General features: G+C 70.7%; 11 protein-coding genes and 1 pseudogene. 11 read left to right on the top strand and 1 reads right to left on the bottom strand.

The window, feature by feature from the left end; all coding sequences use genetic code 11:
• The 6 genes and pseudogenes from ACY0I8_RS11455 to ACY0I8_RS11430 form a co-directional block, all read left to right on the top strand.
• The coding region (locus ACY0I8_RS11455; protein WP_461394857.1) for a polyprenyl synthetase family protein at positions 1–647 on the top strand (647 nt) is incomplete at its 5' end.
• Positions 648–805: 158 nt separating this feature from the next.
• A complete protein-coding gene (dxs, locus tag ACY0I8_RS11450; RefSeq protein WP_461394856.1) occupies positions 806–2,698 on the top strand; it encodes a 1-deoxy-D-xylulose-5-phosphate synthase in 1,893 nt (630 codons plus the stop codon).
• On the top strand, positions 2,695–3,456 hold the full coding sequence (locus tag ACY0I8_RS11445) for a TlyA family RNA methyltransferase (RefSeq protein ID WP_461394855.1): 762 nt from the start codon (positions 2,695–2,697) through the stop codon (positions 3,454–3,456). Before dxs ends, ACY0I8_RS11445 begins: the two co-directional genes overlap by 4 nt.
• Positions 3,457–3,459: 3 nt before the next feature.
• A pseudogene (locus ACY0I8_RS11440) lies at positions 3,460–4,038 on the top strand (GTP-binding protein); the annotation flags it as partial.
• Between the two features lie 415 nt (positions 4,039–4,453).
• A complete protein-coding gene (locus tag ACY0I8_RS11435) occupies positions 4,454–5,224 on the top strand; it encodes an SAM-dependent methyltransferase (protein WP_461394854.1) in 771 nt (256 codons plus the stop codon).
• A gap of 301 nt (positions 5,225–5,525) precedes the next feature.
• Positions 5,526–6,443 carry a U32 family peptidase gene (locus ACY0I8_RS11430; RefSeq protein ID WP_461394853.1) on the top strand — a complete coding sequence of 306 codons (918 nt, stop codon included), beginning with the start codon at positions 5,526–5,528 and terminating at the stop codon, positions 6,441–6,443.
• A gap of 215 nt (positions 6,444–6,658) precedes the next feature.
• On the opposite strand, the gene ACY0I8_RS11425 is transcribed toward ACY0I8_RS11430, so the two are convergent.
• The gene (locus tag ACY0I8_RS11425; protein WP_461394852.1) at positions 6,659–7,327 is read right to left on the bottom strand and encodes a hypothetical protein; all 669 of its coding nucleotides are present in this window, start codon (positions 7,325–7,327) and stop codon (positions 6,659–6,661) included.
• Between the two features lie 274 nt (positions 7,328–7,601).
• Here ACY0I8_RS11425 and ACY0I8_RS11420 point away from each other — a divergent pair, with 274 nt between their 5' ends.
• The 5 genes from ACY0I8_RS11420 to ACY0I8_RS11400 all read left to right on the top strand — a co-directional run bounded on the left by ACY0I8_RS11420 (position 7,602) and on the right by ACY0I8_RS11400 (position 14,494).
• Positions 7,602–8,579 (top strand): ABC transporter ATP-binding protein, encoded by a 978-nt coding sequence (locus ACY0I8_RS11420; RefSeq protein ID WP_461394851.1) that lies wholly within the window; start codon positions 7,602–7,604, stop codon positions 8,577–8,579.
• Positions 8,576–9,340 carry an ABC transporter permease gene (locus ACY0I8_RS11415; RefSeq protein WP_459941701.1) on the top strand — a complete coding sequence of 255 codons (765 nt, stop codon included), beginning with the start codon at positions 8,576–8,578 and terminating at the stop codon, positions 9,338–9,340. The genes ACY0I8_RS11420 and ACY0I8_RS11415 overlap by 4 nt, the downstream gene beginning before the upstream one ends.
• A gap of 3 nt (positions 9,341–9,343) precedes the next feature.
• A complete protein-coding gene (locus ACY0I8_RS11410) occupies positions 9,344–10,897 on the top strand; it encodes a GldG family protein (RefSeq protein WP_461394850.1) in 1,554 nt (517 codons plus the stop codon).
• Between the two features lie 328 nt (positions 10,898–11,225).
• Entirely contained in the window at positions 11,226–12,590 is a 1,365-nt protein-coding gene (locus ACY0I8_RS11405) for a DUF4340 domain-containing protein (protein WP_461394849.1), read from the top strand.
• A 209-nt stretch (positions 12,591–12,799) separates the two neighbouring features.
• Positions 12,800–14,494 (top strand): acyl-CoA dehydrogenase, encoded by a 1,695-nt coding sequence (locus ACY0I8_RS11400; protein ID WP_461394848.1) that lies wholly within the window; start codon positions 12,800–12,802, stop codon positions 14,492–14,494.
• The last annotated feature ends 171 nt before the right edge of the window (positions 14,495–14,665 follow it).

Genomic DNA, 14,665 nt, shown 5'->3' with positions numbered 1-14,665 from the left:
TCCACGACGACCTGCCGGCCATGGACGACGACGACCTGCGCCGGGGTCGGCCCACGAACCACAAGGTGTTCGGGGAGGGCATGGCGATCCTGGCCGGGGACGGGCTCCTGACCGACGCCTTCGCGGCCCTGACCGACCCCGGGGTGCTGGCCGCCCACCCGGCCGAGCGGGTGGTGCGGGCCGTGGGGGAACTGGCACGGGCGGCGGGTACGGCCGGCATGGTGGGCGGCCAGGCCCTGGATCTCGTGAGCGAGGGCCGGGTCCCGGACCTGCCGACCCTGGAGTACCTCCACACCCACAAGACCGGGGCGCTGATCCGGGCGTCGGTGGTGCTGGGGGGCCTGGCCGCCGGGGGGGCGGACGAAGACCTGGACCGGCTGGGCCGGTTCGCCGAACGGGTGGGGCTGGCGTTCCAGATCGCCGACGACCTCCTCGACGTGGAGGGCGACCCCGAGCGGCTCGGGAAACCGGTGGGAAGCGACGAGAGCCGGGCCAAGGCGACCTACCCGGCCCTCTTGGGCCTTGCGGAGTCGCGCCGCCGGATGGAGGAGATCACGGCCGAGGCCCTGGCCCTGCTCGACCCCTACGGGGACCGGGCCGGCACGCTCCGGGCCCTGGCCCGGTTCGTGGTGGAGCGGCGTCACTGAGACGACCGGCCGGAGCGATCCTGACGGTCAGGGCCGGAATCGGTGCGGGTGGCGGGAAGACGGTGCCCGGTCGACCGGTTCTGCCGGGGCGGGAAGGGGGTTGGGCCTTCTCGCCTCCCAGCTTTCCAGCCTTCTAGCGTAAGACCTTAGGAATCCGAATGGCCGAACGCGAACCCCTCCTGCCCCGCATCGGGGGGCCGGAGGACCTGAAAGCCCTGGACCGAGCCGACCTCGAGCGGTTGGCCGACGAGGTCCGCCGGTTCATCCTGGAGAAGCTCTCCCCGGTGGGGGGCCACCTGGCGTCCAGCCTGGGGGTGGTGGAGCTCACGGTGGCCCTGCACCGGGTGTTCGACTCCCCCCGGGACCGGATCATCTGGGACGTGGGCCACCAGTGCTACGCCCACAAGATCCTGACGGGTCGGCGGGACCGGTTCCCCACGATCCGGCAGCGGGGCGGGCTTTCCGGGTTCCCGAAGCGCTCCGAGAGCCCCCACGACGCCTTCGGCACCGGCCACTCCTCCACCTCCATCTCCGCCGGGCTCGGCATGGCTGTGGCCCGGGACCTCGCGGGAGGGGACCACAAGGTGGTGGCCGTGATCGGCGACGGGTCCATGACCGCCGGGTTGGCCTTCGAGGGCCTCAACCACGCCGGCCACCTGGACCGGGACCTGGTGGTCGTTTTGAACGACAACGAGATGAGCATCTCCCCCAATGTGGGGGCGCTCTCGTCGTACCTCTCCCGCATTCTGACCGGGGACCTCTACTCCCGGTTCCGGAAGGACGTGGAGGAGTTCCTGCGGGCGATCCCCAGCCTGGGCGGGGCCATGGCCCGGCTGGCGAAGCGGGTGGAAGAGCACGTCAAGGGGTTCTTTTCGCCGGGCATGCTCTTCGAGGAGCTCGGGTTCACCTATGTCGGGCCCATCGACGGCCACAACGTGGGCCACCTCGTGGCCGCGTTCGAGAACGTGAGGAAGTTCCGAAAGCCCGTGCTCGTGCACGTGGTGACCCGGAAGGGCAAGGGGTTCCCGCCGGCCGAGCGCTCGCCCACGGCGTTCCACGGGGTGGGGCCCTTCGACCCCTGTAACGGCGCCTGCCGGCCGGGGTCGGGTGCCGCCCCGAGCTACACCGAGGTGTTCCGGGACACCCTGATCGAGTTGGCCGAGGCCGACCCCAAGATCGTGGCCATCACCGCGGCCATGCCCGAGGGAACGGGGCTCGACCGGTTCCGGGAGCGGTTCCCCGACCGGTTCTTCGACGTGGGCATCGCCGAGCAGCACGCCGTGACCTTTGCGGCCGGGCTCGCGGCCGAGGGCTGGAAGCCCGTGGTGGCCATCTACTCCACGTTCCTCCAGCGGGCCTACGACCAGATCGTGCACGACGTGGCCCTCCAGGACCTGCCGGTGGTGTTCGCCCTGGACCGGGCCGGGCTGGTGGGGGCCGACGGGCCCACCCACCACGGGGCCTTCGACCTGTCGTACCTGCGGCACATCCCCGGCGTGGCCGTCCTGGCCCCGGCCGACGAGGGGGAGCTCCGCCACGCCCTCGCCACCGCGCTCGGGCTCGGCCGGCCGGCCGCCGTCCGCTACCCCCGGGGCAAGGGCATCGGGGTGCCCCGGGAGGGGCCGCCCCGGCCCTGGCCGCTCGGGAAGGGCCGGGTGGTCCTGGGCGACCCGGCCGACCCCGGGGTGCTGGTCCTTTCGGCCGGCACCGTGCTGGGAGCGGCCCGGGCGGCCGTGGAGCGGGCCCGGGTCGAGGGGATTCAAGCTCTCGTCTTCGACGCCCGATACGTAAAACCGTTGGACCGGCAAGGAATCGTGGATCTGGCGTCCCGGGCCCGGGCCGTCGTGACCGTGGAGGAGAACGCGCTCGCCGGCGGGTTCGGCTCGGCCGTGTTGGAATGCCTGGCCGACGAGGGGGTCCCGATCCCCCGGGTGCGGCGGCTGGGGCTCCCCGACCGGTTCGTGGAGCACGGCACCCAGGACGAGCTGCGGCGGCTCGTGGGGCTCGACGCCGACGCGATCCTCGCCGCGGTGAGGGATCTCGCGGGGTGACCGAACGGGTCCGGATCGACGAGCTCCTGGTGCAAAGGGGGCTCGCCCCGAGCCGCCAGAAGGCCCAGGCCCTGGTGCTCGCGGGCCTCGTGGTGGTGGGGGACCGGCGGATCGAGAAGCCCGGCCAGCGGGTGGACCCGGGGGCCGAGGTGCGGCTCAAGGGGGAATACTGCCCCTACGTGAGCCGGGGGGGATTGAAGCTCGAGGCGGGTCTTCGGGCCTTTGGCCTCGATCCCGCGGGGTGGGTCTGCGCCGACGTGGGTGCGAGCACGGGCGGGTTCACCGACTGCCTCCTGCAGCACGGGGCCCGGCGGGTGTACGCCATCGACGTGGGCTACGGCCAGCTCGCCTGGACGCTCCGGCAGGACCCCCGGGTGGTGGCCCTGGAGCGCCAGAACATCCGGATGCTCCCGGCCGACGCCGTGCCCGAGTCGGTGGACCTGGTGGTGGTGGACGTCTCGTTCATCTCGCTTCGGCTCGTGCTGCCCCGGGCGTGGGAGCTCCTGCGGCCCGGGGGGCGGGTGGTGGCGCTGGTGAAGCCCCAGTTCGAGGTGGGCCGGGAGCACGTGGGAAAGGGCGGGGTGGTGCGGGACCCCGGGCGACGGCGGGAGGCCCTGGAGGCGGTGCTCGGGGTCGCCCGGGAGATCGGGTTCGAGGTGGCGGCCACGGCGGAGAGCCCCGTGCCGGGGGCGAAGAAGGGCAACGTGGAGTTTCTGGCCCACCTGGTGCGGCCGGAACCCCAAGACCCAACGAGGTAGGCCATGGCGATCTTCAACTACGCGGCCCGGGAACTCACGGCCAAGATCGTGTACTACGGTCCCGGCCTTTCCGGAAAGACCACGAGCATCCAGTACATCCACTCCCGGATCAGCCCCAAGAACCGGGGCAAGCTGGTGAGCCTGGCCACCGAGACCGACCGGACGCTCTTCTTCGATTTCTTCCCGGTGGATTTCGGCACGGTGGGCGGGTTCCGGGTCAAGTTCAACTTCTACACCGTGCCGGGCCAGGTGTTCTACAACACCACCCGCAAGCTCGTCCTCAAGGGCGCCGACGGCGTGGTGTTCGTGGCTGACTCCCAGCCGGGCATGATGGAGCAGAACCTGGAGAGCCTCGAAAACCTCAAGGAGAACTTGAAGGCCCACGGCATCGACTGGGAGACCGTTCCCTTCGTGATCCAGTACAACAAGCGCGACATCCCAGGGGCCCTTCCCATCGAGGAGCTGCGCCGCCACCTGAACCCCCGGGGCGTGCCCGACTTCGCCACCACGGCCACCACGGGCGAGGGGATCATGGAGGCCATGAAGACCATCTGCAAGATGGTCCTGGAGGACATCCAGAAAAAGCAGCGCCGGGGTGCCGGAAAGGCCCCGGCCAAACCGGCCCCGGCCGCCCAGCCTGCGGAGCCCCGGGCCGAGGAGCCGGCCCCGCCCAAGGTGGAGGACATCCGGGAGGTCCAGGCCCGGGCGGCCCGCAAGGCGGCCGAGGCCCCGACCCCAGGGGTGGAGCGGACCCTGGTGGTGCCCGTGCAGGGCGGGGGCCGAAGCCAGGTCCAGGTGGCGATCCCCCTGGAGCTCGAGATCCAGGAGGGGGTCGAGGCCGTCCAGATCCAGGTGCAGGTGCGGGTCGAGTACCTGACGGCCGGGGCCGGGGAGGTGCGGCTCCGGGAGGTCACGGCCGAGACCCGCACGGCCCCCGAGCCCGGGGCTCCGAAGAAGAAGGGCTTCTTCGCCCGGCTGTTCGGCCGGGGGTAGCGGGGTGGCGCACCCGGTCTACTTCATCGGGGCCGGCCCCGGCTCGCCCGACTACCTGACCCTGGAGGGTGCCCGGGCCTTGAAGGAGAGCCCCTCGGTCCTGGCGCCGGCCTCGTTCCAGAGGAGCTTCGCCGGGCTGCTGGCCGGAAAGGACCTCGAAAGCCCCTTCGCGCTGCCCCACGCCGAGGTGAAGGCGTGGATCGAGGCCCGCCTCCCCCGGGGGCCCGTGGGGGTTCTCATCCCCGGGGACTTTTCCGTCTTCTGCCCGTTCCAGTCCTTCGTGGCCGCCTTCGGCGACCGGGCCCGGGTGATCCCGGGGGTGGGCGCCCACGCCGCGGCCGCGGCCCTCCTCAAGAAGACCTTCGACCTCCCGGAGGTGGCCCACGCCACCGTGATCACGAGCCCCCGGGCCTTCGGCCGGGGTGGCGGCTCGGTGCGGCTCCGGGACTTCGCCCGGCCGGGCACCACGCTCGTGCTCTACATGAACGACCGGCCGCTCCCGGAGCTCGCGACCGAGCTCCGGGCCGGGTTCGGGAAGGACGTGCCCATCGCGATCCTCGAGAACATCGGTTGCCCCGACGAACGGGTGACCCTGGCCACCCTGGACACCGTGGTCGAGGCCGTGGGCGACCGAGACCCCTTCGGCGTGGACTCCTCGGACCCCGAGCCGGCGCTCGCCCTGGTGGTGGTGGGCGAGGTGCTGGCCCGGGACGAGGACCCCTCGTGGTGGGACCGGCGGTACGAGACCGTGTGGAAGCCCCGGGGTATGCGGTAGGAACGGCGGTCATCGGTCCCCGGTCGCCGGTCTGGGGTCGTCCGGGGAAGTGTGTGAACCCGTGCCGGGTGGGCCGACCGTTGTTCGTCTCGTGCGCCTGGAACGCCCCGGGCCTCGGAGGAGCGACCTCCCGGTCGCGACCCGGGCCGAAGGCCCGGAATGTGATCCCCAAGCCGAGGGGGTGCCGTTCCAAACACCCAGCTTTGCGTCCCTCGACGAGCGGAACCGCGGGAATCCCATGCGACGTGAGCCCCCCAGCCTCCCCGCTCCCACGCCTTTCCCCCCACCGGAACCCGGCATCTTGGCCCCGATCGACCGGCCCGAGGAGGTGGCGCCGCTGGCCGAGGCCGGGGCCACCGACCTCTACGGCGGGGTCTGGGCCCCGGACGGTGAGGCCGGCCTCTCGGCCACCCAGCGCACCTTCGCATCGGCCCACTTCGCGGACGAGGCGGCGCTCGCCCAAGCCATCGCCGAGGCCCGGGAACGGGGGCTCGGGTTCCATCTCACCCTGAACGCCCCGGGCTACGCCCCGGGCCGCATCCCCGGCCTCGTGGCCCTGGCCGCCCGCGCGGCCGGGTGGGGCGCCACGGGGGTGATCGCCGCCGACCCGGGCCTCCTGGCGGCCCTGCGGGACGAGGGCCTCCCCCTGGTCCTCACCCTCTCCACCCTGGCCGGGGCCCTGAACGCCGAGACCGTGCGGTTCTACTGGCGCTACGGCGTGGCCCGGGCCGTGCTCCCCCGGCACTTGACCCTCTCCGAGATCGCCTCGCTGTGCCGGGCCGTGCCCGAGGTGGAGTTCGAGGCCTTCGTGCTCGTGGGGGCCTGCCCCAACGAGGAGGCCCTGTGCGCCTTCCAGCACGTGAGCCCCTCGAAGCGCTGGCCCTGCGAGATCCCCTACCGGCTCGGGACCGCGGACGGGAAGCCCCTGGCGGCGGCCCACCCGCTCGCCCGCTGGCACGCGCGCTGGCGCCGGGCCGACCGGCGGCTCGGGTGCGGGATCTGCGGCGTTCCGTCCTGGCTCGGGGCCGGGGTCCGCCACCTCAAGATCGTCGGCCGGGGCGGCCCCACCGAGGCCAAAGTGGCGAACGTCCGTCTGGTGGCTGCCGCGGCCCGGGGCGAGATCGCCGACGGCCCGGCCGCCTACCGCGCCCGCTTCGGCCGCCCCTGCGAGGCGCTCACCTGCTACGCGGGCGAGTTCTGGCGGGAGGAGAGATCGTAACCGGATGCGGTTCCCTGTCCTGGGGGGCGAAGGCGGCGCGAAACTCCAACTCCGTGAGCCATAGAACGCAGACATCCGTAGCATGCCGGACCTGCTCGACCGCCCGGGAAGGGGCAGACGTCGGGACGTCCAGCGGTCCGGGGGCGCCGGTGTTGAAGCAGGGCATCAAAATCGTTCCCTGATCGAAAGCAGGCGCCGCCGGTTTGCAGCCGGGGTCACCGCCGGAGCAGCCGGGCGATCGCGTCGTCGATGTCGGAGGGGGCGACCCCGGCGGCGTGGAACAGGGCCCCCCAGGTCGCGTTCCCCGCGCGCACCTCGTTCAGGAAGCCCACCGGATCCCGGCCCCGGAGGCGGCCGAGCAGGGTCGCGGCCACGGTCTCGGCGTCGGAGGCACCTGCAAACCGAAGCGCCGCCACCCGGTCGGCCGAAGAGCCGAGCCGCCCCACCAGCACCTCGTCCACCGCCGCGCCGGCCGGGTCGGCCCCGGCGCGAAGCGCCTCCCCTACCTTCCCCGGCACGGCGTCGGGCGCCACGCCGAGGGCCGCCAGCGCCCCGATCCACGACCCCGCCTTCCCGTAGGCCGTGAGGAGCTCCCCGGCGTCCCGGCCGGTGGCCGCGGCCAGGCCGTGGGCGGCCCACAGGGCCTCCGGGGGGGTGCCGGTCATGAGGGAGCGCACCACGAGGCCCTTCGACACCCCGAACGCGGCGGCCAGAAGGGAGTTCCGGGAGGTGGCCAGCACGTAGGGGTCGGCCGCCTCGGGCCGGGCGGGGTCGAAGCTCCGGTCGCGAAAGCAGTGGCAGTTCACCGTGGGCGCGGCCGGGGCCGCTGCCGCCAGGCCCAAGACGAAAACGAGGACGGCGGCGAGGACTCGGGGACGGATCATGGAGGCTCCTTGTCGTTTGGCGGGAGGACGGGACACCCCTTGCGTTCCGGCGTTGGCCCTCCGCGCCGGGGACCGGCGGCACTCCCTCTTCGCCCGCCCATCCTACCCGCCCCTCCCGCCCCGGGGCCATGACCGGGGTCAAACCGGCGCGTCTCATCGACTTTTAATCTTCGCCTAATGCCTTCCTAAAGTTCCGGTGCCATGTTGTGGGGCCGGCCGCCCGCCGGGGCGGCCGGGCCGCGCGGTGTTCGGTTTCGTTGCCGAGGAGGAAGCCATGATCCAGGCCGAGAACCTCACCAAGTACTACGGGGACGTCTGCGCCCTGGCGGGCGTGTCGTTCCACGTGGAGCGGGGGGAGATCGTGGGACTCCTGGGCCCCAACGGCGCCGGGAAGACCACGGCCATGAAGATCCTCACCTGCTTCATGCCCCCCACCTCGGGCACGGCCCGGGTGGCCGGCCACGACATCTTCGAAGAACCCCTGAAGGTCAAGCGCAACGTGGGGTACCTGCCCGAGGAGCCGCCGGTCTATCCCGAGCTCACGGTGGACGAGTACCTCTCATACGCCGGCCGGCTAAAAGGGCTCTCGGGCGGCGCCCTCCGCGAGGCCAAGGCCCGGGCCATGGAGAAGTGCGGGGTGGACCACGTGGCCCGGCGGCTCATCGGGAACCTCTCCAAGGGCTACCGCCAGCGGGTGGGGCTCGCCCAGGCCCTCTTGCACAACCCGCCGGTGCTCATCCTCGACGAGCCCACGGTGGGCCTCGACCCCGTGCAGATCCTGGAGATCCGGGCGCTGATCAAGGCGCTCGCCCAGGACCACACCGTGATCCTCTCCACCCACATCATGCAGGAGGTGGAGGCGGTGTGCGGCCGGGTCATCATCATCAACGAGGGCCGGATCGTGGCCGTGGACACGGCCGACAACCTCCGGAGCCAGATGGGCACGAGCCGCCGGATCCTCGTCCGGGTGGCCCGGCCCAGCGCGGACCTCGTGACAAAGCTCATGGCCCTGGACGGGGTGCTCGACGTGGAGGCCGAGGACGACGGCCTCTACCGGGTGGAGAGCGCGCTCGACCGGGACGTGCGCGAGGACGTGGCCCGGGTGGCCGTGGAGAGCGGCGCCGGGCTCCTGGAACTCACGGGCGTGGCCGTGAGCCTGGAGGAGGTGTTCCTCAAGCTCACCACCGAGGACGTGCCGGCCGGCCTCGCCTCCGACGAGGCGGCCCCCAGCGCGGCGGAGGGAACGGCATGAGTCGGGTGCTGACGATCGCCGGAAAGGAACTGCGGACCTACCTGGTCTCCCCCATGGCCTGGGTGGTGGCCACGGTGTTCCTGGGGATCAGCGGGCTCCTCTTCTACAACATCATCACCTGGTACAGCATGCAGAGCTTCCAGCTCATGCGCATGCCCCACCTGGGCGGCCAGGTGAACGTGAACCAGATGGTGTTCCAGCCCACGTTCCACAACATGGCCGTGACGCTCCTGCTCCTCGTGCCCATCGTGACGATGCGGCTCCTGGCCGAGGAGAAGAAGAACAAGACGGCCCAGCTTCTCTTCACCTCGCCGGTGCGCCTGGGGGAGATCGTGGCCGGCAAGTTCCTGGCGGCCCTGGCGCTTCTGGGCGGGATGCTCCTGCTCACCCTCTACATGCCGCTCCTCGTCTGGGCCTACGGCAGCCTCGACTGGGGCCCGATCTGGTCGGGGTACCTGGGCATGCTCCTTCTGATCGGGGCGTTCGTGGCCTTCGGGCTCTTCGCCTCGAGCCTCACCGAGAACCAGATCATCGCGGCGGTGCTCACCTTCGGGATCCTTCTGGTGTTCTGGCTCCTGGGCTGGGCCGCCGAACTCGGCGGGGAGTTCGCCAAGGTGTTCGAGCACCTCTCCATCATCACCCACCTGGAGGGGTTCCTGAAGGGGGTCGTGGAGGTCAAGGACGTCGTGTACTACGCCTCGGTGGCGGCCTTCGGGCTGTTTCTGACCCACCGGGTGCTCGAATCGAACCGCTGGAGGTAAGCCATGGCCGGTGAGCTTCGACCCCGGGCGACCATGAAGGTCTCGAGCAAGGTGGCGGGCATCGTCGGCGCCCTGCTGGTGCTGGCGAGCCTGTTCGTGGCCGAGTACTACCCCACCCAGAAGGCGCTGCTGTGGATCCTGGCCGTGGTGGGCGGCGCGGCGCTGCTGTTCTTCTTCGTGGCCGAGCGGCACCTGCTGGCCCGGGCGCCCGGGAGCCGGGCGGCCCGGTACGGGGCCAACGCGGCCGCCATCACCCTGGCGTTCCTGGGGATCCTGGTCATCGTGAACGTTCTCGGGATCCGCCACAACGCCAAATGGGACGTCACCGCCAACAAGCTCTACACCCTCTCGGACCAGACCCTGAAGGTGCTCCGGGAGCTCGACAAGGACGTCACGGTCACGGCGTTCTTCTCCGACGGCTCCGAGGACCGGGCCCGGATCAAGGACCTCCTCGACCGGTACGCCGACGAGACCCCCCACCTCAAGGTCTCCTACGTGGACCCCGACAAGAACCCGGCCCTGGCCCACCAGTACGGGATCCGGCAGTACGGCACCACGGTGTTCGAGGCGGGCTCCAACACCCACCGGATCACCGAGGTGAGCGAGGAGGCCCTGACGAACGCGCTGGTCAAGGTGACCCGGGAGGGCAAGAAGACCGTCTATTTCCTGGCGGGCCACGGGGAGCACTCCATCAACGACACCCAGCGCACGGGCTACTCCGAGGCCAAGAAGGCCCTGGAGGACCAGGGGTTCGCGGTCAAGGAGCTCCTGCTCCTCAAGGAGGGGGAGATCCCCAAGGACTGCGACGTGCTGGTGATCGCCGGGCCCACGAAGCCGTTCCTGGAGAAGGAGATCGAGACGGTCCGGTCGTACCTGGAAAACGGGGGCAAGGTGCTGGCCCTGCTGGACCCCCAGGTGGAGACCGGGCTCGAGCCGGTGCTGGAGGCCTGGGGCGCCGTGCTCCACGACGACGTGGTGATCGACACCATGAGCCGGCTCTTCGGGGGCTCGTACACGACCCCGATCGTCACCGAGTACCCGCCCCACGAGATCACCCGGGACTTCCAGCTGGCCACGTTCCTGCCCATGGCCCGGAGCCTCGACAAGGCCAAATCCCTGCCCGAGGGCGTGCGGTTTTCGCCCATCGCCCGCACCTCGAACCAGGCCTGGGGCGAGACCGACCTTTCGAACCCCAGCGCCTCGTTCGACCCGACCCAGGACGTGCGCGGCCCGCTCACGCTCGCCGCGCTTTTCGAGAAGACCCAGGGCGAGGGCGACGCCAAGACCGAGGCGCAGCTTCTCCTCGTGGGCGACTCGGACTTCGTGGACAACACCTACTTCCACTTCTCGGGCAACGGCGACCTCTTCCAGAACATGGTGAGCTACCTCGCCAAGGAGGAGGACCTCATCTCGATCCGGCCCAAGGACACGAAGCCCCAGCCCCTGGTGCTGAGCCGGGCCCAGGCCGCCACGCTCTTTTACGCGAGCGTGATCGTGGGGCCGGCGATCCTCGTGCTCGCCGGGCTCGGCATCTGGTGGCGCCGGAGGAACCTGTAGGTCAGGGGCCGGGAGTCAGGGGGCCGGGCTCGCTCTCCCCGCCGGGGGAACCCGGGGGCGGTCGCGGGGGGCGGCCCGTTGGCGCGGCCAACACGACCTACGTGCGGAGGAACCCGGGGGCGGTCGCGGGGGGCGGCCCCCCCCACCGGGGGAAGCCCAGGGGTGATCCCGGGGTGACAGCCCCCTCTTCCCCCGCCGGGGGAGCCCAGGGGCGGTCCCGGGCGACAGCCCCCTCTCCCCCCACCGGGGGGAGAGGGCCGGGGTGAGGAGGGGAAAGGCTTCCCAGCTTCCTAGCGTTCTCGCTTCCCAGCCGTAAAGGGAGTCCGCCATGCGCTTCAAGGGTACCTGGATCGCGATCGGCATCTTTGCGGCGCTCGCCGCCTACCTCTACTTCGTGGACCAGCCCCGGTACGAGGCCAAGCAGGAGGCCGAGAAGAAAGAGGGGCTCCTCTTCCCCGATCTCAAGACCGACCAGATCACCGAACTCGCCATCCAGCGGAAAGAGACCACGGCCCGGGTCAAGAAGGGCGAGGACGACAAATGGTTCCTGGTGGAGCCCGTGGAGGACCGGGCCGACGACGGCCGAGTGCGAACGCTCCTGTCGGACCTCAAGAACATGAAGGCGAAAAAGGAGGTGGCCCCGGCCGACGCCGACCTCGAGCCCTTCGGGCTCAAGGAGCCCGAGGCCGTGATCCGCACCAAGGGCGTCGAGATCGAACTCGCCGTGGGGGCCCAGAACCCCGTGGGCGACGCCCGCTACGTGCGGGTGGGCGAGGGGCCGGTCCACGTGGTGCAGAACTACGCTCTCTCCGGGTTCCTCAAGGACGTGTCGGACCTGCGGAACAAGGACGTGGTGGAGGGCTTCTCCTGGAGCCGGCTCGAGGCCGTGGCGATCCGGCCGGCCGAGGGGAAGCCCGTGCGGCTCGTCAAGAAGGACGACCGCTGGTTCCTGGAGGAGCCGTTCGCCGCCGAGGCCGACCCGGCCGAGGCCGACAAGGTCACCGACAAGCTCCGGTGGGCCCGGATCAACCGGTTCCTGGACGAGCCCAAGGACAAGGCCGACGGGAAGCTGGCCAAGGGGATCCGGGTGGAGCTCAAGGCCGAGGGGGAGAGCGAGCCCGTGGTCGTGGAGATGGCCGAGGTGGACGGTCAGGTCTGGGCCCGCACCTCGGGCCGCAACGCGCTTTTCACCATCAACAAGGACGTGCTGGAGGCGTTCCGGGTGGACCCGGAGACCCTGCGGCGCAAAAAGCCGGTGCTCACAAAAACCTGGAAGGTGGAGAAGCTCTCCGTCACCGTGGACGGCACGGAACTCGCCTACGAGAAGGACGCCGGCAAATGGAAGCGGGCCGGGGCCGAGGTGGGTGACGGGGAGCGAACGAAGCTCGACGCGCTGCTGCGGGCGCTCGAGAACACCAAGGCCGACGAGGTGGTGGCCGAGCCCGGGCCCGCGGCCGACTACGGCCTCGACCAGCCCGCGGTGAAGGCCGCGGTCACCGACACCGAGGGCAAGGTCCAGGAGGTGGCCCTGGCCGAGAAGGCCGGCGCCGTCTACGCCCGGGCGGGCTCAGCGGGTCCGGTGTACAAAATGCCCGCCTCGTACCTGAAGGCGTTCCGGGACCTCGCCCAGGCGGCCCAGGCCAAGCCCGCCGAGGGTAAGGCCGATGAGGCCGAGGCGAAGAAGACCGAGTAACCCTCCCCTCCGATCCCTCCCCCGCGCCGGCGCCCGCCGCGCCTCCTCCCCGGAGGCCGGCGGGCGCGGTTTTTTTCGGCGGCAGGGGGTTCCGGTCCCAGCGGGCCCCAGCCCCGGTTCCAAAACCGTTGTTGACTTCGGACCTGGGGGCTGGTACACCCTTCGGCGGATCTGTGAATGAATATTCACTCAAGAAGCAAGGAGCCGCCATGATCCTGCTGCACCCCCACCGGTTGGCCGTGGGCGACGATGCCCGCCTGCGGGAGATCCTGGAGAAGACGGTCGCGTTCTTCGAGGCCAAGGGGAAACGCCGGCTCAAGGAGGACGACAAGGCCCACGTCTGGTACGACGACTTCCTCGGGTTCGTGCGCGACGAGCGGGTGTTCGCGACGCTCCTGACCCCGCCGGAGTACGGCACGGGCGACACCCGGTGGGACACCCGCCGGATCTGCCATTTCAACGAGGTCGTCTCCTTCTACGGGCTCTGCTACTGGTACACCTGGCAGGTCTCGATCCTGGGCCTGGGGCCGGTGTGGATGAGCCCCAACGAGGAGTTGAAGCGCCGGGCGGGCCGGATGCTCGAAGAGGGGGGCATCTTCGCCTTCGGACTCTCCGAGCGCGCCCACGGGGCCGACATCTACAGCACCGAGATGCGGCTCGACCCCGTGGGCCCCGGCCGGTGGGTCGCCAACGGCGGCAAGTACTACATCGGCAACGGCAACGAGGCCGCCCTGGTCTCGGTGTTCGGTAAGCGCGGCGACACGGGCGACTACGTGTTCTTCGCGGCCGACCCCAGGCACGAGCGGTTCCACCTGGTGCGAAACGTGGTGCCGAGCCAGAGCTACGTGGCCGAGTTCGAGCTGCGGGACTACCCGGTGACCGACGCCGACATCCTGCTCCAGGGGCCGGCCGCCTGGGACGCCTCGCTCAACACGGTGAACATCGGCAAGTACAACCTGGGCTGGGCCTCGATCGGCATCTGCACCCACGCCCTCTACGAGGCCTTGGACCACGCCGCCCACCGGGTGCTCTACGGGATGAAGGTGACCGATTTTCCCCACGTGCAGCGCCTGTTCACCGACGCCTACCTGCGGCTCGTGGCCATGAAGCTCTTCGGGCTGCGGTCGGCCGACTACATGCGAAGCGCCTCGGCCGACGACCGGCGCTACCTCCTCTACAACCCGGTCATGAAGATGAAGGTCACGACCCAGGGCGAGGAGGTCATCAACCTCATGTGGGACGTGATCGCGGCCAAGGGGTTCGAGACCGACACCTACTTCGAGATGGCGGCCCGCGACATCCGGGCCCTGCCCAAGCTCGAGGGCACGGTCCACGTGAACATCGCCCTGATCGTGAAGTTCATGCAGAACTACTTCTTCAACCCGGCCGACTACCCCGAGGTGCCGGTCCGGGACGACCCGGCCCACGACGCGTTCCTGTTCGACCAGGGCCCGGCCCGGGGGCTGGGGAAGATCCGGTTCCACGACTACCGCGGGGCGTTCCGGGCCTGGGACCTCCCCAACGTGCGGGTGTTCCTGGAGCAGGTGGACGAACTCCTGAAACTCCTGGTCGAGCACACCCCGAACGAGGCCCAGCGCAAGAACACCGATTTTCTGCTGTGTCTCGGCGAGCTGTTCACCCTGGTCGTGTACGCCCAGCTCATCTGCGAGGCGGCCACGCTCCACGGGGTGGACGCCGACCACGTGGACGCCATGTTCCACGCGTTCGTGCGCGATTTCTCCCGGCTGGCGGTGGATCTGCTGAGCCGGCCCTCCACCACGGAAGGCCAGGCGGCGTGCTGCCGGGCCATGATCCGCCGCCCCGTGACCGACCCGGCCCTCCTGGGACGGCTGTGGAAGGACGCGATCCTTCCGCTCTCCGAGGCGTACCGGATGCCGGAGTAGTGCTACCGGTCACCTCTTTCGCCCTCAACAACCGGGGGATGTTCCGCCGGTCCGTTGTTGACATGGTCGATCTATCTGTGCTACCGGAGGTCGACTCGTGAGGGACAGCTGAAGTTTCCAGGGAGGGGCGGGGGGTGCAGTTTCCGCTTTTCCAGAGTTCTCCGAAGCCGC

This window comes from Deferrisoma sp. (assembly GCF_054681715.1).
The sequence above is the reverse complement of the archived record's forward strand: the minus strand, read 5'-3'. Positions and strand labels throughout refer to the sequence as shown.

Excerpts from the sequence above, each read along its gene's own strand:
- ACY0I8_RS11425 (WP_461394852.1), bottom strand. The coding sequence starts at position 7,327 with ATGATCCGTCCCCGAGTCCTCGCCGCCGTCCTCGTTTTCGTCTTGGGC.
- ACY0I8_RS11400 (WP_461394848.1), top strand. The coding sequence starts at position 12,800 with ATGATCCTGCTGCACCCCCACCGGTTGGCCGTGGGCGACGATGCCCGC.
- ACY0I8_RS11410 (WP_461394850.1), top strand. The coding sequence starts at position 9,344 with ATGGCCGGTGAGCTTCGACCCCGGGCGACCATGAAGGTCTCGAGCAAG.
- ACY0I8_RS11420 (WP_461394851.1), top strand. The coding sequence starts at position 7,602 with ATGATCCAGGCCGAGAACCTCACCAAGTACTACGGGGACGTCTGCGCC.
- ACY0I8_RS11415 (WP_459941701.1), top strand. The coding sequence starts at position 8,576 with ATGAGTCGGGTGCTGACGATCGCCGGAAAGGAACTGCGGACCTACCTG.
- ACY0I8_RS11405 (WP_461394849.1), top strand. The coding sequence starts at position 11,226 with ATGCGCTTCAAGGGTACCTGGATCGCGATCGGCATCTTTGCGGCGCTC.
- dxs (WP_461394856.1), top strand. The coding sequence starts at position 806 with ATGGCCGAACGCGAACCCCTCCTGCCCCGCATCGGGGGGCCGGAGGAC.